Source organism: Nonomuraea sp. NPDC003709, from assembly GCF_040610775.1.
GTDB classification, from domain to species: Bacteria; Actinomycetota; Actinomycetes; order Streptosporangiales; family Streptosporangiaceae; genus Nonomuraea; species Nonomuraea angiospora_A.
In genome coordinates this window covers 325,242-342,847 of sequence record NZ_JBEXMW010000012.1, presented here as the reverse complement: position 1 = coordinate 342,847, position 17,606 = coordinate 325,242, and the positions used below count along the sequence as shown (strand labels likewise).

The 17,606-nt window shown below is 72.2% G+C and carries 16 protein-coding genes; 10 read left to right on the top strand and 6 right to left on the bottom strand.

The window, feature by feature from the left end; translation table 11 throughout:
* The first annotated feature begins 4 nt into the window (after window positions 1–4).
* The 5 genes from ABZX61_RS34020 to ABZX61_RS34000 are packed head-to-tail and all read left to right on the top strand — an operon-like array spanning window position 5 to window position 6,960.
* Window positions 5–1,261: a sugar ABC transporter substrate-binding protein gene (locus ABZX61_RS34020; RefSeq protein ID WP_355200198.1), complete on the top strand. Its 1,257-nt coding sequence runs from the start codon at window positions 5–7 to the stop codon at window positions 1,259–1,261.
* Between the two features lie 18 nt (window positions 1,262–1,279).
* Entirely contained in the window at window positions 1,280–2,422 is a 1,143-nt protein-coding gene (locus tag ABZX61_RS34015) for a glycoside hydrolase family 15 protein (protein WP_355200197.1), read from the top strand.
* The gene (locus ABZX61_RS34010; RefSeq protein ID WP_355200196.1) at window positions 2,419–4,659 is read left to right on the top strand and encodes a TIM-barrel domain-containing protein; all 2,241 of its coding nucleotides are present in this window, start codon (window positions 2,419–2,421) and stop codon (window positions 4,657–4,659) included. The genes ABZX61_RS34015 and ABZX61_RS34010 overlap by 4 nt, the downstream gene beginning before the upstream one ends.
* Window positions 4,660–4,669: 10 nt before the next feature.
* On the top strand, window positions 4,670–5,959 hold the full coding sequence (locus ABZX61_RS34005; RefSeq protein WP_355200195.1) for a protein kinase: 1,290 nt from the start codon (window positions 4,670–4,672) through the stop codon (window positions 5,957–5,959).
* 50 nt (window positions 5,960–6,009) lie between these two features.
* Window positions 6,010–6,960, top strand: coding sequence for a hypothetical protein (locus tag ABZX61_RS34000; RefSeq protein ID WP_355200194.1), 951 nt, complete (start codon window positions 6,010–6,012; stop codon window positions 6,958–6,960).
* Here the strand turns inward: ABZX61_RS34000 and ABZX61_RS33995 are convergent.
* Together ABZX61_RS33995 and ABZX61_RS33990 are read right to left on the bottom strand one after the other, a co-directional pair.
* Window positions 6,957–7,319: a DUF5130 family protein gene (locus ABZX61_RS33995; protein ID WP_350731525.1), complete on the bottom strand. Its 363-nt coding sequence runs from the start codon at window positions 7,317–7,319 to the stop codon at window positions 6,957–6,959. The two genes, ABZX61_RS34000 and ABZX61_RS33995, sit on opposite strands and share 4 nt — an antisense overlap.
* 7 nt (window positions 7,320–7,326) lie before the next feature.
* Complete coding sequence (locus ABZX61_RS33990) at window positions 7,327–7,617, bottom strand: hypothetical protein (protein WP_355200193.1); 291 nt, start codon at window positions 7,615–7,617, stop codon at window positions 7,327–7,329.
* 256 nt (window positions 7,618–7,873) lie between these two features.
* Here ABZX61_RS33990 and ABZX61_RS33985 point away from each other — a divergent pair, with 256 nt between their 5' ends.
* A complete protein-coding gene (locus ABZX61_RS33985) occupies window positions 7,874–8,650 on the top strand; it encodes a nuclease-related domain-containing protein (protein WP_355200192.1) in 777 nt (258 codons plus the stop codon).
* 49 nt (window positions 8,651–8,699) lie between these two features.
* Here the strand turns inward: ABZX61_RS33985 and ABZX61_RS33980 are convergent, their stop codons facing one another.
* A complete protein-coding gene (locus ABZX61_RS33980; RefSeq protein ID WP_355200191.1) occupies window positions 8,700–9,431 on the bottom strand; it encodes a TetR/AcrR family transcriptional regulator in 732 nt (243 codons plus the stop codon).
* A 96-nt stretch (window positions 9,432–9,527) separates the two neighbouring features.
* Between ABZX61_RS33980 and ABZX61_RS33975 the strand changes: the two genes are divergently transcribed.
* Window positions 9,528–10,310 carry a thioesterase family protein gene (locus ABZX61_RS33975; RefSeq protein WP_355200190.1) on the top strand — a complete coding sequence of 261 codons (783 nt, stop codon included), beginning with the start codon at window positions 9,528–9,530 and terminating at the stop codon, window positions 10,308–10,310.
* Here ABZX61_RS33975 and ABZX61_RS33970 read toward each other — a convergent pair.
* Window positions 10,307–13,003 carry an ABC transporter substrate-binding protein gene (locus tag ABZX61_RS33970; RefSeq protein WP_355200189.1) on the bottom strand — a complete coding sequence of 899 codons (2,697 nt, stop codon included), beginning with the start codon at window positions 13,001–13,003 and terminating at the stop codon, window positions 10,307–10,309. The two genes, ABZX61_RS33975 and ABZX61_RS33970, sit on opposite strands and share 4 nt — an antisense overlap.
* A 145-nt stretch (window positions 13,004–13,148) precedes the next feature.
* On the opposite strand from ABZX61_RS33970, the gene ilvD reads away from it, so the two are divergent.
* From ilvD to ABZX61_RS33955, 3 genes are all read left to right on the top strand, one after another.
* Entirely contained in the window at window positions 13,149–14,987 is a 1,839-nt protein-coding gene (gene ilvD / locus ABZX61_RS33965; RefSeq protein WP_355200188.1) for a dihydroxy-acid dehydratase, read from the top strand.
* A gap of 93 nt (window positions 14,988–15,080) precedes the next feature.
* Window positions 15,081–15,575 (top strand): WYL domain-containing protein, encoded by a 495-nt coding sequence (locus ABZX61_RS33960; protein ID WP_350731538.1) that lies wholly within the window; start codon window positions 15,081–15,083, stop codon window positions 15,573–15,575.
* 67 nt (window positions 15,576–15,642) lie between these two features.
* The gene (locus tag ABZX61_RS33955) at window positions 15,643–16,518 is read left to right on the top strand and encodes a serine hydrolase (RefSeq protein ID WP_355200187.1); all 876 of its coding nucleotides are present in this window, start codon (window positions 15,643–15,645) and stop codon (window positions 16,516–16,518) included.
* Window positions 16,519–16,544: 26 nt separating this feature from the next.
* On the opposite strand, the gene ABZX61_RS33950 is transcribed toward ABZX61_RS33955, so the two are convergent.
* Window positions 16,545–16,748, bottom strand: a complete 204-nt coding sequence (locus ABZX61_RS33950) for a zinc ribbon domain-containing protein (RefSeq protein ID WP_355200186.1) — start codon at window positions 16,746–16,748, stop codon at window positions 16,545–16,547.
* Window positions 16,749–16,774: 26 nt separating this feature from the next.
* Window positions 16,775–17,599 (bottom strand): GNAT family N-acetyltransferase, encoded by an 825-nt coding sequence (locus ABZX61_RS33945; protein WP_355200185.1) that lies wholly within the window; start codon window positions 17,597–17,599, stop codon window positions 16,775–16,777.
* Between the last annotated feature and the right edge of the window lie 7 nt (window positions 17,600–17,606).

The following is a 17,606-nucleotide window of genomic DNA, read 5'->3' as shown; positions in this document are numbered from 1 at the left end:
CCCCATGTCCAGATATTTCCTCATCGTCGCGGCGGCCACGGCGCTGCTCGCCTCCGCCTGCTCCCAGGGCTCGGCCACGAAGGCCACGACCGGCGCGGACGGCAGGGTGACCCTGCGGTACTTCACCTTCTCGGCGGCCCCCGACCACGTCAAAGACCTGGACAAGATCGAGAAGGCCTTCGAGAAGGAGAACCCGAAGGTGGACGTGGTCGTCGAGACCGCGCCCTTCGACCAGTACTTCACCAAGCTCCAGACCAGCATCGCGGGCGGCACCGCGCCGGACACCTTCGAGCTCAACTACGAGAACTTCGTCACCTACGCCAGTGCCGGCTCCCTGCTCGACCTCGGCGGCGTGGCGGGCGACGGCGACACCTCGGTCTACGCCCAGGAGTCGCTCAACGCGTTCAAGCGCGACGGCAAGCAGTACGCCCTGCCCGCGTCGTTCTCGACGGTCGTGCTCTTCTACAACAAGGACCTGTTCGAGAAGGCCGGGGTCGCCCCACCGACGGCGGACTGGACGTGGGCCGACGAGCAGGCCGCGGCCGCGAAGCTGACGGACCGGAAGAAGGGCGTGTACGGCGACTTCCAGCCGGTGCAGTTCTTCGAGTTCTACAAGACGCTCAAGCAGGCGGGCGGCGAGTTCCTGTCGGCCGACGGGAAGAAGGCGGCCTTCGACAGCCCGCAGGGCGTCAAGGCGGCGCAGTGGCTGGTCTCCAAGGTGGGGAAGACCATGCCGACCGAGGCGGAGATCGGCGGCACCGCCGACTACGACACGAACCTCTTCAAGTCCGGCAAGCTCGCCATGTGGCACAACGGCATCTGGCAGTTCGCGGGGCTGAAGGACGTGCCGTTCGCGTGGGACGTGGTCGTCGAGCCCGGTGACGCCGCCAAGGCCAGCGCGGTCTTCCACAACGCGGTCGCCGCCTCCGCCACCACGAAGCACGCCAAGGAGGCGTGGGCGTGGGCCCGCTTCCTGTCCTCGTCGGACACCGCGGCCACCACGCGCGTCGAGTCCTCCTGGGAGCTGCCGCCGGTCGCCGACCAGCAGGTGCTCGCCGGCTACCTCAAGGACCCGAAGCCGGCCAACCGGCAGGCCGTGTTCGACTCGCTCAAGTCCATCGCGCTGCCGCCGGTCATCAAGCGGCAGCAGGAGATGCAGGACGCGGTGACCAAGCAGCTCGGCGAGGCCGCGGCCGGGCGCAAGCCGGTGGCGGACGCGCTCAAGGCCGCCGCCGCCGACGTGAACGCCCTGCTCGGCTGATCATTAGGAGAGTTCTCGTTGTCCCTCGTCGCGCACAGCCTCGACGTGATCAAGAGGTTGCAGTCCCCCACCGGGGCCTATCCGGCCTCGCCCACCTTCTCCGCCTACCGCGGCTACTCGTGGCTGCGGGACGGGGCCTTCATCGCCGAGGGGGTGAGCAGGCACGGCGACGTGGCCGGGGCGGACGCCTTCCACGCCTGGTGCGCCCGCACGGTCGGCGACCGGGCGGGCCAGGTGGACGCGCTGGTCTCGCGGGCCGCCCGGGGCGAGGCCGTACCGGTCGCGGAGATGTTGCCGACCCGCTTCACCCTCGACGGGGTGGACGGGGCCGACGACTGGTGGGACTTCCAGCTCGACGGGTACGGGACGTGGCTCTGGGCGCTGCGCGAGCACGCCGCGCGGCACGGCAGGGCGGTCCCCGGGGTCGAGAAGGGGGTCAGGGCGACCGTCCGGTACCTGACGGCGTTCTGGCACCTGCCCTGCTACGACTGGTGGGAGGAGCACGTCGAGCAGCGGCACGTGGCCACGCTCGGCGCGATCCACGCGGGCCTGCGGGCCGCCGCCGCGCTCGGCGTGCTGAGCGCGGCGGAGGAGGCGTCGGCCGCCGAGGCGGTCGAGGGCATCGCGGCGCTGGTGGAACGCGACGGCCTCATCCAGGACGGGTCCGTCGCGGCGCCGGTGGAGCGGGACGGCCTCACCCGGGACGGGTCCGGCCCGCCGCGGCTGCGGAAGTGGCTCGGCGGCGACGCCGTGGACGCGAGCCTGCTCGCGTGCGTGGAGCCGTTCGGCCTCTACCCGGCCACGCACCCCGTCGGGGCGGCCACGGTCGCCGAGGTGGAGCGCGTGCTCGCCAGGGACGGCGGGGTGTACCGCTACCTCGCCGACACCTTCTACGGCGGGGGCCGGTGGGTGCTGCTGGCCGGTTTCCTCGGCTGGAACCACGCCCGGGCGGGACGCCCCGCCGAGGCCCGGCGTTACCTGGACTGGATGGCCGCCCAGGCCACCCCCGGCGGTGACCTGCCCGAGCAGGTGTCCGACCTGCTGCTGGCGCCCGGGCGGCGGCAGGAGTGGCTCGACCGCTGGGGGCCCGTGGCCACGCCGCTGCTGTGGTCGCACGGCATGTACCTGATCCTCGCCGACGAACTGGGAGTACACGCATGATCCGGCATCGGCCGCACGGCTCCGGGCACCCGTACGCCGAGACCGAGGACCAGCGCGTCCCGGCCAGACCCGTGGACGGGGAGCCGGTGGAGCTGCGGGTGCGGGCCTCGGCGAACGTGACCGGCGTGGTGTGCGAGTGGGCCGCCGACGGCGCGCCGCCGATCGAGCTCCCTCTGACCAGGAGCGACGGCGGTACGCGGGCCGGCGCGGGCGTGGACGGCGGCCATCTCGCCGCCGCCCAGACCAGGGCCACGCGGGCCGCCGCCGGGTCGTGGGCCGTGCGGACGCCCGCGCTGCGGGCCGGGCACCGCTACGCCTACCGCTTCCGCGCCACGGCCGCCGGCGGCGGGACCCGTACCGGCAGGTGGTTCGAGGTGTCGGCGGCGAGCTGGTCGGACGACGGCGGGAAGCTCGACGTCACCGGCGCCGACCGGATCGTCCCGGGGAGCGTGCGGTGGCTGTCGGACGGTGACGGGCCGCTGCGGGTGCGCTTCGAGCTGGAGCTGGGGCCGGAGGAGCACGTCGTGGGGTTCGGCGAGCGGTTCGACTCCGTGGACCAGCGCGGACGCGAGCTCGACGCGGTCGTCTTCGAGCAGTACAAGGCGCAGGGGCGGCACGGCCGCACCTACCTGCCGATGCCGTTCGCGATGGTCGTGGGCGGGCCCGCGAGCTGGGGCTGGCACGTGCGGACCTCGCGGCGCACCTGGTACGACGTGGGAGCCTCGACGCCCGGCCGGGTGCGGGTGGAGGCCGAGGTGGGCCGGGACGGCGAGCTGGGCGTGCGCTTCCACGACGGCGCCGCGCCCGCCGACGTCCTGCGCGGCTTCCTCGACGACGTCGGGCGGCCCACGGAGCTGCCGCCGTGGGTGTTCCGGCTGTGGGCCAGCGGCAACGAGTGGAACACGCAGGAGCGGGTGCTGGCCGAGATGGACCGCCACCGCGAGCACGGCATCCCCGTCGGCGCGCTGGTCATCGAGGCGTGGAGCGACGAGAGCACGTTCACGGCGTTCAGGGGGGCCGAGTACGAGCCCTCCCAGGAGCCGCACCGCCTGGCCGACTACACCTTCCCGCCCGACGGGCCCTGGCCCGACCCCAAGGGCATGGTGGACGAGCTGCACCGCAGGGACATCAAGGTGCTGCTCTGGCAGATCCCGCTGCAGAAGACGCGCCCCCACCCGCGGCACCAGGCCGCCGTGGACGCCGGGCAGCTCGTCGAGCGCGGGTACGGCGTGCGCGAGCCCGACGGCCGCCCCTACCGCAACCGGGGCTGGTGGTTCCCGCTCGCGCTCATGCCCGACCTGTCCTCCCAGGAGGTACGCGACTGGTGGACGGCCAAGCGCCGCTACCTGGTCGAGGAGGTGGGCGTCGACGGCTTCAAGACGGACGGCGGCGAGCACGCCTGGGGCCACGACCTGCGCTACGCCGACGGGCGCGACGGCGCGGCGGGCAACGGGCTGTTCCCCGTCCACTACGCGCGTGCCTTCGGCGACCTGCTGCGGTCGTGCGGCAAGGCGCCGGTGACGTTCAGCCGGGCCGGGTTCGCCGGGTCGCAGCCGCACGGCGCGTTCTGGGCCGGGGACGAGGACTCCACGTGGGAGGCGTTCAGGTCCTCGATCAGGGCCGGGATCACGGCCTCCGCCTGCGGGATCGTCTACTGGGGCTGGGACCTGGCCGGCTTCTCCGGCGAGGTGCCGGAGGCGGAGCTGTATTTGCGGGCGGCGGGGGCGGCGGCGTTCATGCCGATCATGCAGTACCACTCGGAGTTCAACCACCACCGCGCGCCCCTAAGGGATCGCACGCCGTGGAACGTCGCCGCCCGGACCGGGGACGAGCGGGTGATCCCGGTGTTCCGGCGGCTGGCCGAGCTGCGCGAGCGGCTGGTGCCGTACCTGGTGGAGCAGGCCCGTACGGCGGTCGGCGGCGGCGCGCCGCTCATGCGCGGCCTGTTCTTCGACCACCCGCGCGACCCGCGGGTCTGGCGCCACCCTCTGCAGTACAAGCTCGGGGACGCGCTCCTCGTGGCCCCCGTGACCGAACCCGGCATTTCAGAAATTTCGGTCTACCTTCCGGACGGCGACTGGATCGACGTCTGGACCGGGCGCGACCTGGCGGGCGGCCGGGAGGTGACACTGCCCGCCAGCCTCGATCACCCGCCCGTCACCTGCGCGAAGGAGCACTGGACACGCCTCGCGGAAGTGTTCACCGACTTGCCAAAAGCACGCCGGACACGATGTTAGCCTCGGTAGCGTGCTAGGGGCCGGGACCACTCTCAATGATCGCTACGTGCTCGCCGACCGCCTCGGCGGCGGTGGCATGGGCGAGGTGTGGCGTGCCGACGACACGGTTCTCGGGCGCGCGGTGGCGGTCAAGGTGCTCATGCCCGCGTTGTCGGAAAGCCCGGCGTTCATCCAGCGCTTCCAGAACGAGGCCCGCGCCATGGCCACGCTCCGGCACCCCGGCGTGGTCGACGTCTACGACTACGGCATCTGCGAGGTCGAGGGCCGCCAGGTCAGCTTCCTGGTGATGGAATATGTGCGCGGCGAGTCGCTCGACCGCGTCCTGCGGCGCGGCCCGCTCGGCGCCGAGGCCACCATGCGGCTGATCGCGGAGGTCGGCGACGCGCTGGCCGCCGCGCACGCGCAGGGCATCGTCCACCGCGACGTCAAGCCCGCCAACCTCATGATCAGGACCGACGGCGGCGTGGTGCTCACCGACTTCGGCATCGCCCACTCGGCCTCGGCCGGCCATCTGACGGCCACGGGAACGATGCTCTGCTCGGCCGGCTACTGCGCCCCCGAGCTGGCCACGGCCAGCGACGTGACGCCCTCGGTCGACGTCTACGCCCTGGGCGTGGTGGCGTACGAGTGCCTGACGGGAGAGCTCCCGTTCCAAGGCGACACACCCGTACAGATCATCTTCAAGCACCTCAACGCCCCCATCCCGCAGCTGCCTCACGACGTGCCTCCCGGGCCGCGCCAGGTGGTGGCGCGGGCGCTGGAGAAGACGCCCGACCGGCGCTGGCCGTCGGCCGCCGTGCTGGCGGAGGCCGCGCGCAAGGCGATGGACGCCCCAGACCGGCCGCTCGACCGGCCGCTCGTGCCGCGCCGCCACCGCACACTGCGGGCGGTGCTGACCGCGGCCGTCGCGGTGGTCGTCTCGGGGGTGGTGGCGGGGTCCGTCTGGCTGCGCCCGGCCGGCCCGGCGACCACCGTCGACGAGGTGTCGCCCACCGTGGACGCCACCTCGGTCACCGCCACCCCGCCCACGCCGAGCACCAGGAGGCCGTCCACGCCTCCGGCCAGGCGCGCGCCGACCCCCAAGCCGACGGCGACCGGCAGCGTGACGCACGTGCCGAGCCCCAGCGCCTCGGTCTCCGCCACCCCGACCGTGACGCCCACCCCCTCGCCGACCACCTCGGAGCCCGAGCCCACGGCGGAGCCGACCACGGCCGGTCCGGAGGAGCCCCCGACCGCCGATCCCACGATCAGCCACTCTTCCGGCGAGATCCAGTGCATCCGCTCCCCTTGCCCGGGATGACGGTCTTTTGCGTGTCCTCAGCCGCTCGCCGATCGTGAGAGAGTCGTCGGGTGGACTCGACTCGTGACCTGCTCGTCGCCCTGGCCCGCCGCTATGCCTTCGCCGATCTCGGCGCGCTCGCGCCGGCCGCGGAGATCGCCGAGGTCTGCGAGTTCGGTCACCGGTTGCTCTCGCTCGACGCCGAGGACTTCGCGGCCGAGGCGAAGGGCGTCCCGGCCGACCTGCGGCGGCGCGCCCGGGCCTGTCACATGCCGCAGACGCCGCGCGAGCAGCCGCGTGGGGCGCTGGAGTCGCTGCGGCCCGCGTACGGCCTGCTGCTCGAGGTGATCGCCGCACGGTGGCACCGGCGCGAGCTGAGCCCGATGATCGCCGCGGTCCACATCGCCAGCGAATACCTGCCGCTGCTGGCCTTCGAGCCCCAGCTCGGCCACGCCGGCGACCCGGCCCGCTGGCCCGAGGGGCTGAGCGCGCCGGGCAGCCGTTTCGGCGTGATCGGCGACCGGGAGTGCGACCACACCAAGTCCGAGCAGTCCGCCACCAACCGGACGCTGCGGGTGTCCCTGGAGCCGGGCGAGGGCTGGCGCGCGTACTTCGACCGGCAGCACAGCCAGGTCGCCGGGGCGCTCGCCGTCTGCGTCGCCACCTGCCGCAACCCCTGCACGGCCATGGACTGGATCGCGCCCGAGCCACGCGCCGACCTGCATGTCCGGGCCCGCACGGCGCTCACCTTCGCCGACACCCCCCTCGTCCGGCTGCGGCACGCAGCCCCGGTGGGGCACGGGTTCGGGGTGCCGTCGCCCGAGGAGGTGCTCGACGCGTGGGAGCGCAGCCGCGCCGCCCTCGACAAGAACCCCGTCGGGGCCGCGGCCATGCAGGACGACGGGTTCCCGCTGCCCGGGCTGCCCTCGCTGTTCTCGGCCGTCGCGACCGCGCCCATCGAGCCCGCGACGCTGCTGAGCGGGGTCAGCGAGCACATCGTCGACCTGCTCCAACGCCTCTAGCGGCGGGCGGTGGCCTGCTCCCCCAGGGCGCCGATGCCGTAGAGGAGGCCGCCCACCAGATCGCCCACGCTGAACGCGGTCGCCATCGACATCGCCGTGAGCCGGCAGGAGCCGTCCGTCAGTCGCCTGCGGGCGTTCTCGCCCGTCACGATCTCCAGCGCGCGGCCCTTCAGATCGACGAGGAGCACCACGGCGTCGCCGGCCTCCTCGCCCAGGGCCGCGTGCAGGCGTTCGGCGAAGTGGCGGCGCGAGCCCACCGGATCCCCCAGGAACACCCCGAACCGCAGCCCGCTGCGCCGCTCGGCGGTGTGCAGGGCGCGCCTGACGTCGTCGGCCTGTGCGGCCGTCAGTCCTCGCATCGTCACATCACCATCCCGCAGAAGCCCCGCCGAGGTGTCCGCCGGGCTCGGCCGTCTCGGCGGCGGCCACCCAGTCGCGCTCCGGGACGTCCGCCCAGTGCGCCACCCGGTCGGCCAGCACCAGGTCCGAGGTGCTCACGCCACGCTCGCTCCTGGACGGGCCGCCCAGCCACACCGGGCCGGACTCCACCCGGCGCTGCGTGCTGCGCCCCGGCAGCAGGACCAGCAGGCTGATCACGATGAACAGCCCGAACGACACCCCGATGAGAAAGAGCAGAATCTCGCCTGCGCTGTGCACACCTTGAACGTAATCCCGATGTGAGCAGCGGGCCAGACCCCACCTGGGAGTGTCCACCAGGTAAGATCTTTTTTGAGACGACATCTCTAGAGAAGAACGTAGAACATACCCCGAAAACATGCGTGGAACACGATGAGCTGGGCCATAAAACTATGGACAGGGCAACACTAGGAATCGTTCCGATCTCCGAGCTACGGTGAGTTACGTGGACTCCGACATCCAGCGTGAAGACGGTCACAATGCGTCACCAATCTGGGTGAACGACCGGCCAGAGAGCGAGCAGACCGCTGCCGCGAAGCCTTCGGCGCCCACCTCCACGTACGCGCCCGTCGAGCGCGCGTCCGTGCGTAGCCTGCTGCAACAACCGCAGTTCCACCGCCTGCGCAACCGCGCGCTGGTGGGGATCGGCGTCGCGGTGGTGGTGGGCTTCCTCGTGAGCGACTGGCGGCTGGGCGTGACCGCGGGTGTGATCGCGGCCGTCGCCGAGGCGGTCTATCGCTCGCGATCCCATTCGTCCGTGCCCGCCTGGCGGCGCACATCCGTGGCGGAGCGCCGCACCGAGGCGCAGCTGCGCAAGCTCGAACGCAGCGGCTATCGCACGCTCCACGCCAGGGCGATCCCCAACAGCGAGGCCCAGATCGACCATCTCGTGGTGGGCCCGACCGGCGTGTACGCGGTCGACTCCGAAAAGTGGGACAAGCGGCTCCCGGTGCGGGTGCAGATGGGCAAGAAGCTCTTCCACGGCCCCTTCGACAAGAAGGCCCGCCTCACCGAGGCGAAGTGGGAGGCGTCGCAGGCCAGCGAGCTGATCACCGAGTCGTTCGGCCGCGAGGTCTCGGTCGTGCCCTCGCTCGCCATCTACGGCCCGCCGGTGCCGTGGAAGATCATGACCATCCGCGGCGTGGACGTCTACCAGGGCGACCGCGCACGCAAGTGGATCACCAAGCGGGAGCGGGCCCTGACCGACGGCGAGATCGACCGGATCTTCGACATCGCCGCCCAGGTCCTGCCCGCCCGCTACGGCGAAGACTAGGCCCCGGCCCGGGCATACCCGTTCGATATGGCGGGGTCCGGGCCGACGGTCATTCCCCAGCCCCGCCGGGCTCGTCCCCGCGGGGCTTCTCCACGCCTGAGGCCACGCCCGAGGCCAGGCGCGCGCCGAAGTCGTCCAGGGCCACGGCCAGGTCCGCGCTCGGCGGGAGCGTCTGTGGCAGGCGCGAGTACAGCGCGGTGCCGAACCCGGCGACGCGGACGATGTGGTCGATGAGCGCCTCCCTGTCGCGCGGCCACGGGAACGACGGCTGGGCGATCAGCAGCGAGACGCAGCCGTGCACGGCCGACCACATGCCCAGCGCGAGCTCCTCGGGGTCGCCCTCCAGCACCCGTGTCTCCACGCAGGCCGAGACCGCGTCGACCATGTGACGGAAGCACTCGGCGGCGGCCGGCGGCACGCCCGGCCCGGCCGTGGCCCGCATCATCAGCACCCGGTACTGCACCGGATGTTCCAGGGCGAAGCGGGCGTAGGCGCGCCCGCACCTGCCCAGGGCGAGGAACGGGTCGCCGCCCAGGTTCTCCCTGAACATCCGGCCGAACTCGCCCCAGACCCGCATGCAGACCGCCTCGACCAGCGCCTCCTTGTCGGCGAAGTGCAGGTAGACGGAGGGCGTGGAGACGCCGGCCCGCAGGGCGACCGCGCGTAGCGTGAGCGCGTCCTCGCTGCCGGACTCGGCCAGCAGGTCCTCGGCGGCCCGCAGGATCTCCTCGCGCAGCAGCGCTCCCTCTCCGCGCCTGGCGCGTACGCGTCTGGTGGTCATGGGTCTCAGGTTGACGCCGTCAGGTTAACGATGTCAATCTGAGACCCTGGGGAAGGGATTTACTGAAAAATGGGGAATTTTAGCGAAGCGACCGCCTTGACCGATCGCGGCGAAGGCGAGTTCGGGGCCGTGCTGGACGCCCAGTGGAGCGTCGGCAACCGGCTGCACGGCGGCTACCTGCTGGCCGTGCTCGCCAGGGCCGCCTGTGAGAGCCCGGCGGGCGCGAGCCACCCGCACGTGACGGCTGTCAGCGGCTCCTTCATCGAGCCGCCCGAGCCCGGCGAGGCCGTGGCCCGGGTGGAGACGCTGCGGGTCGGCAGGAGCGTGGCCCAGGTCAGGGCCGCGCTGGTGCAGGAGGGCCGCATCCGCGTCGAGTCGCACATCACACTCGGCCTGCTGGACGACACCGGCCCCTGGTGGTCGTCGCAGGAGCCGGTCGAGCTGCCGCCCGAGGAGAACTGCTTCCTCGCTCCCACCGACCCGCCTGGCACGGACCTCACGGTGCCGCTGATGGCCGTGGTCGAGGAGCGCATCGTCCCCGAGCACCTGTCCTTCGCGTTCGGCGCCCCCACCCGGGCCGGCGTCATCGCGAGCTGGCAGCGACTGGCGGACGGCTCCGACTGGGACCCGCTGAGCCTGCTGGTGGCGCTCGACCCGGTGCCGCCGGTGTCGTTCGACCTGGGCCTGTCCGGGTGGGTGCCGACGATCCAGCTCTCGGCGTACATCCGCAGGCTGCCCGCTCCCGGCCCGATCAGGGTGCGGCTGGCGGCCACGGACGTCGGCGGCGACCGGATGGACGAGGTTGCCCACGTCTGGGACGACAAGGGCCGCCTGGTGGCCCAGGCGACCCAGCTCGCCGCCGTACGGCTGCCGTCCTAGCGGTAGATCTCCGGGACCGAGGCGCACCACGGAAAGATCTCGCTCCGGCTGGAACGGGTGACGTCGCCGCACAGGCCGACCTGGGTCGGCCGCTCGGCCCCCTTGGCGTGCAGGATCAGCACCGCCTTGTCGAGGGGGTACTGCCGGGGTGAGTCCGCGCCGAAGTCGAGCGCGCCCGTGGCGCCCTCGATGGCGTGCCCGCTCTGGTCGGGCGTGTAGAGCGTGCCGAGCTGGCGCCAGACGGTGTACGAGTTCACCGGCACGCGGTGCCGCTCCCTGCCGAGCCGCCGGATGGCGGTGATCATCGTCTCCGTGGCGTCGTAGGCCAGGGCGGCGTGCCCGTCCAGCGTCCGCCCCGGCCCCGGCTCCTCGCACTCGAAGGGGAACGTGGCGAACAGGGCCGCGTAGAAGTCGTGCCGCTGCGGCTCGCCGCACTTGTTCGGCGCGGCGGCGAACGACTCGTAGTAGTAGCCCACGCCGCTGACGGCCGACCTGATGCGCACGTCCGCGGCGTACCTGGTGACGTCGTCGCCGCCGAGGATGGTCGGCGGCGCGTCCGCGCACTTGTCGGCCACCCCCTTCACGAACTCGGCGAAGTCGGGAATCCCGCGCCCGGCGAAGTACACCAGCCCGTCGAACCCGCACGCCGACACCCCCGCGTTCCTGGGGTCCCCCGCGTAGGGGTCGTCGCTGCGGTCGTCGGGGCCCGGCTTGGCCCCTCCGACGGGCGTGAACCTGAGCCCCTCCACCGCGAACCCGCGCTCCTCCATCCGGGCGATGACCCGGGCCTTGAGGTTGGAGGCGTAGTAGTCGGTCACGTCGTGCGAGTAGTAGACCCGGGCCCGCCGCTTCACCTCGCCCTTCTTGACCAGCGAGTCGGCGAAGGCGGCTGCCATCCACGCCTGGCGGGAGTTCTGCGGGGCGACCTGGAAGTAGAACGGCGACTCGTTCACGAGGCGGTCGGCCGACAGCGTCGAGGCCACCATGGGCAGCCCGGCCTTGCCCAGCTCCTGGATGGCCGCGACGGTCTCCTGGCGGCTCTGGTCCAGGCCCACCACGCCCACGATGGGCGCCTCCTCGTCGCGGTAGCGCAGCAGCAGCCGGGCGATGCTCGAGCCGTGCTCCATCCTGCCGCCCGCGTTCGCCAGGAGGATGCGGACCAGCGGCTCGCTGGCGCCGGCGGAGTTGTTCTGCCGCTTCTGCGCGATGGCGACGCCCGCCAGGCCCTCGCGGGCGGCGGCCAGCGTGTCCCGGTCCGTGGAGGTGAGCGCCGCGAGGTAGGCGATCGTCACGTACGGCCGGTCGCCGCCCTCGTGCAGCTTCGCGGCCCGCTCGTTCTCCTGCTGGAGCACGGCCTGGACCTGCCGCATCTCGGTGTTGCCCGGCGAGAACAGGTAGTCGGGCTCGGCCACGCCCACGCACTCGGTGCCGGCCAGCTGCCTGCCGCTCTCCGTCCACGGCGTCCACAGGCCGGTCGCGCAGGCGTTGCGGTGCCAGGCGGCGGTCTGGCCCGCGTACGCGCCGACGGCGCCCGCCAGGGCCATCCAGAACAGCGCGATGGCCGTCCAGGACGACCACCACGGCGCCACGCGGGCGAGCGGCACGAAGGCGGGGTCGGCGACGTCGTACCTGGTGAGGTCGGCGGGCACGGGCGGCGCCGAGATGGTGAGCGGCGTGTCCAGCACCCGCCGCCACGTGTCGCGGTCCTCGGCCGTGACCAGCTCGCGGCGCCAGCGGATGAGCCGCCACACCGAATCCTCGTCGTCCTCCAGGAGCACGGCGTCCGGCGTGTAGGAGACCACCACGACCGGATCGAACCTGCCGAGGTCCGCGCGCCGCTCCTCGACGAGCTCGACGAGCGCCTCGCCGTGCTCGTTGAGCAGCAGGAGCGGGTAGAAGACGTGGCCCGCGCCCCGCACGTGCAGCGGGGAGCGCCGGTACTGCCCGCTCAGGTCGTCCATGAACGCGCGCAGCAGCAGCCGCGCGACGCCCGGCTCGTCGGCCGGGTCCAGGTCGGCCAGCAGGGCGGCGACGCCGGGCGCCTTGGAGCCGTCGTCCGACAGCGCGCGCCGCAGCCAGCGGAACCGCCCGCCGAGTCCGGGCACGCGCCCGCTGAGCCGCAGGTCGTGCACGAAGCCGGGTAACAGCTTGAGCAGCAGGTTGAGCGGGAACGGGACGTGTTCGGCGCCCCTGCCCGCGGTGTCGACGCCCCACCCCCAGTTGCGGTCGGACTCGCGCAGCACGCGGCGGGCCTGGTCCTCCTTGCCGTGCGACTCGGCCAGCCGCTCGACGATCTGGGCGGTCAGCTGATAGCGGGGGAAGCGCAGCCTCGTGCCGCGCAGGGCGGACACGATCCGGGAGAGGATCTTCGGCACCCCTTCGCCCGGCTGGATGTCGGGGCGGGCCCGCGGGATCCCCCGCGAGATGACGGGCGTGGCCTGCCTGTCCTGCGGCGCCAGGATCTCCGGCCAGGCGCCCGCCTCGCTCAGCTGGACCAGCGGGATGCCCATCCGGTCGACGTGCTGCTTCTTGTCCTCTTCCCCTCGCCACCTGGCCAGCCGTGGCTGCCTGGCCACGTGCGGCGAGTCCTGCACCCCCTCGCCCCTGGCCGGTCTGCGGCACAGGCGGTCTATGGTGTGGATGAAGTTGCCGACCCTGGCGGGGTCGTCGAGCATGACTGCCCCGTTGCTCATCTGATCTCTGTAACACGAGTCCGGGTGCGGACGGCTGCTTTTCGGGCTCGATCCGGTAACCAACCGTCCGATGTGTGGACACGTGTCTCAGTTGCCGGGCAGTGGCCGTAACATGTGAAGACTCGCTAGCGATGGGAGATGCCCAATGCCCGCCCTCAGGTCACGTACAGTCACCCACGGCAGGAACATGGCCGGTGCCCGGGCCCTGCTCCGGGCGACCGGCGTAGCCGGGAGCGACTTCGGCAAGCCGATCATCGCGGTGGCCAACAGCTACACCCAGTTCGTGCCGGGTCACGTGCATCTCAAGGACGTCGGCGAGGTGGTGTCGGCCGCGATCCGGGAGGCCGGGGCGATCCCGCGGGAGTTCAACACGATCGCCGTGGACGACGGCATCGCGATGGGCCACGGCGGCATGCTCTACTCGCTCCCGTCGCGCGAGCTGATCGCCGACTCCGTCGAGTACATGGTCAACGCGCACTGCGCGGACGCGCTGATCTGCGTCTCCAACTGTGACAAGATCACGCCGGGCATGCTGCTGGCCGCGTTCAGGCTGAACATTCCGACGATCTTCGTCTCCGGCGGGCCCATGGAGGCCGGCAAGATCTCCGGCAAGAAGCTCGACCTCATCGACCCGATGATCGCCGCCGCCGACGACTCCGTCTCCGACGCCGCGCTGCTGGAGATGGAGGAGAGCGCCTGCCCGACCTGCGGCTCGTGCTCCGGCATGTTCACCGCCAACTCCATGAACTGCCTGGCCGAGGCCATCGGCCTCGCGCTGCCCGGCAACGGCACGATCCTGGCCACGCACAAGGCGCGCAAGAAGCTGTTCGAGGACGCGGGCCGCCAGCTCGTGGAGATCACCCGCCGCTACTACGAGGACGACGACGCGTCGGTGCTGCCGCGCTCGATCGCCACCCGCGACGCGTTCGAGAACGCCATGACGCTCGACGTCGCGATGGGCGGCTCGACCAACACGATCCTGCACATCCTGGCCGCCGCGCGCGAGGCCGGCGTCGACTTCGGGCTCAAGGAGATCAACGAGATCTCGCTGCGGGTGCCGTGCGTCTGCAAGGTCGCCCCGGCCACGAACAAGTACCACATCGAGGACGTCCACCGCGCCGGCGGCATCCCCGGCATCCTGGGCGAGCTCGACCGGGCCGGGCTGCTGCACCGCGACGTGCCCACCGTGAACGGCGGCTCGCTGGCCGACATGCTGACCGCCTGGGACGCGAAGTCGCCGACGGTGCTGCCCGAGGCCGTCGAGCTCTGGCACGCGGCCCCCGGCAACGTGCGCACGGTCAAGCCCTACTCGCAGGACAACCGCTGGGACGACCTCGACCTCGACCGCGCGGCCGGGTGCATCCGCGACCTGGAGCACGCCTACACCGCGGACGGCGGCCTGGCCGTCCTCTACGGCAACATCTCGCGCGACGGCGCGGTGGTGAAGACGGCCGGCGTGGACGAGTCGATCTGGAAGTTCAGCGGGCCCGCGGTGGTGTTCGAGTCGCAGGACGACGCGGTCGAGGGCATCCTCGGCGGGCGCGTCAAGGAGGGCGACGTGGTGGTCATCCGCTACGAGGGCCCCAAGGGCGGTCCCGGCATGCAGGAGATGCTCTACCCGACGTCCTTCCTCAAGGGCAGGGGGCTCGGCAAGGCCTGCGCGCTGGTCACCGACGGCCGCTTCTCCGGCGGCACCTCCGGCCTGTCCATCGGCCACGCCTCGCCCGAGGCCGCCGAGGGCGGCGCGATCGCGCTGGTCGAGGACGGTGACATCATCGACATCGACATCCCCGGCCGGTCGATGGAGCTGCGGGTGCCCGAGGCCGAGCTGGCCGCGCGGCGCGAGCGGCTCCTGGCCGACCTGGGCGGATACCGGCCGCGCGACCGCAACCGGCCGGTGAGCGCGGCCCTGCAGGCGTACGCGGCGATGACCACGTCCGCCTCCACGGGCGCCTCGCGCGACCTGTCCCAGCTGTCGCGGTGATGCAGTAAGAGAGACCTGTGCGGTAGGTGACAAGGACCTTGCCTGCCGCACAGGTTTTCGAAAAATGTCGGTCGTCATCTCTAATATTGGGGTATGACGACAGTCGTGAAGCACGATACTCGCCCGCTGACGACCGCCGAGATCGCCGCCCTCGCCCTCTCCCTCGCTCACCTCGGATCGGGCCCGCAGGCCGTCACCGCACGGCGTGGCCTGCAACACGCACTCGAGCACCTGGAGCTCGACGACGACGTCATCGCCACCACGCTCACGACCCTGACCGAGCCGCTGCCCGTCGAGGTCGCCTCCAGAGCCAGGCTCATGGCGGACGCCATCACCAGCCGTCTCATGATCCGCCTCCACTACCGCGACGCCTCCGGCATCATCACCTCGCGCGACGTCGAGCCGGTGACGTGCCTGGTCCACCGCGAATACTGGTATCTGGTCGGCGTGTGCAGGATGCGCCGGGGGATCAGGGCGTTCCGGTTCGACCGGATCATCGCGGTCGAACCCACGCTCACGCCGTCCCGTCCGCACCTGGCCGACCGGTTCCTCCCGTTCCAGCGCCGCAAGCGCCCCAGGGCCGCCTAGGAAACTGACCGGCGTTTGACCTTCCGCGCCCCCGGCCTTTGGGGTGGCGGCTGGCAGGCTCCCGCACATGCGCGTTCGGGGGATCTCGCTCGTCGTTGCCCTGCTGGCCGTGGCCGGCTGTGCAAACCCGTCAACCGTCGTCCCGCCTCAGGCCGCCTCCTTCGGGCAGCCGGGCGGGGTGGTCGTCGAGAGCGTGCTGCCTGTTGCCGCGCGGCGCGCTCTCGACCGCACGCTGGACCAGTATCTGCGCGAACGCCCCGGGCGCGCGGCGCTGGCCGTCTATGACCGCACGACCGGCGCCAGGTATTCCTACCGCGAGCGCACGCCGTTCGTGCTGGCGAGCGTGGCGAAGGTGGACATCCTGCTGGCGTTCCTGCTGGGCAAGCAGGGCGAGCTGAGCGCGTACGAGCGCACGCTCACCTCCAAGATGATCCGCGAGAGCGACAACGACTGCGCTCACGAGCTCTACCTGACGGTCGGCGGCCAGAAGGGGCTCACCAGGGTCCTGCGCCGGCTCGGCGTCGAGCAGACCTGGCCGGGGCCCGGGCTGTACTGGGGAACGACCCGCAGCCGGCCGTCCGACCAGATCAAGGTGCTGGAGTGGCTCACGGACCCCGCGGGGCCGCTGCCGGCCTCCGACCGGCGCTACGCGCTGAAGCTCATGTCGTCCGTGGAGCCGTCGCAGGCGTGGGGGGTCAGCTCGGCCGGGGGCGACGTGGCGCTCAAGAACGGCTGGCTGCCCGTGGACGCGCACGACGGGCTGTGGACGATCAACAGCGTGGGCCGGCTCGGCGTGGACGGGCACGACGTGCTCATCGCGGTGCTGTCAGAACGCAGCCCGACCATGGAGACGGGGATCGCCACGGTCGAGCGGCTCGCCAAGCTGGCGGTGGAGGAGCTGACGCGTTCGCAGGCGACCTTCACCGCCGCCCAGGTGTTCTAGGCCGTCACAGGCCGTCACAGGCCGTTCTAGGAGCAGCACCCTCCGCCGCAGCAGCCGCCCCCGCTCGCCTTCGGAGCGGCCGCGCCGCCCGTCATCGACACCGTGGACAGCAGCTTCACCGTGTCGTCGTGGCCGTCGGGGCAGGTGGCCGGGTCGTCGGAGGCCGACATGGGACGGGAGACCTCGAACGTGGAGCCGCAGGCGCGGCAGCGGAAGTCGTAACGCGGCATGGCCTAAGCGTAGCCGCAGATCCCTGCTAGCTGCGATGGCCCGCTGAACGCGGGCCATCGTAGGTCATGTGCTCGTAGTCGGACACGGGCACGTAGCCGATCGACTGGTAGACGGCGTTGCTCGTCGGGTTGCCGAGGTCGGTGAAGAGCACCACCTGGTCGCAGCGCTCGGCCAGGCCGACCTGGCTGGCGTACGCGGTGACCGCGGCGCCGTAGCCGTTCCTGCGGCACGACGGCGGCGTGTAGACGGGCCCGATGCGGCAGACCCCGCCGACCGCCGGGGAGAGCGCGGCCAGCGAGACCGGCGCCCCACCCGCCTCCCACACGAACAGCTCGCGGGCCGCCAGCCGCCGCGCGACCGACTCGACCACGTCGTCGCCCATGCCCATCCGCACCTCTTCGGCGAACGCCTGGTACCAGCTGACCAGCAGCGGGAAGTCGGCGGGGGCGGCGAGCCTGCCGCGTCCGGGCGTGCCGGGGACGGCGAGCGCCCCCAAGCGGTAGAGCCGCTCGGGCACCAGCCGGCCAGGCTCCCCCAGCAGCCGCTTGACCTCGGAGGTCAGCTCCACCCTGCCCACGACCTCGGCGGGGTCGCCGAGCGCGGCCAGGAGCGGCTCGACGGCCTCCAGGGGCATGTCGGCGAGCCCGACCGGGTGCGGCGGGGTGTGGAAGACCGCGCCCCGAACCTCGCCGTCGACCGTCCACCAGCCGAACCGGGGACCCTTCGCGGGCATGCCGGCGCGCAGGTTGGCGAGGACGGTCAACGCGACCGTGTTGCGCACCGGGTCGCCGAGCAGGAAGGGCTCGGCGACCGCGGCGTACTCCTCAACATCTGAGGTGAAGGTCCACATGCCTGCT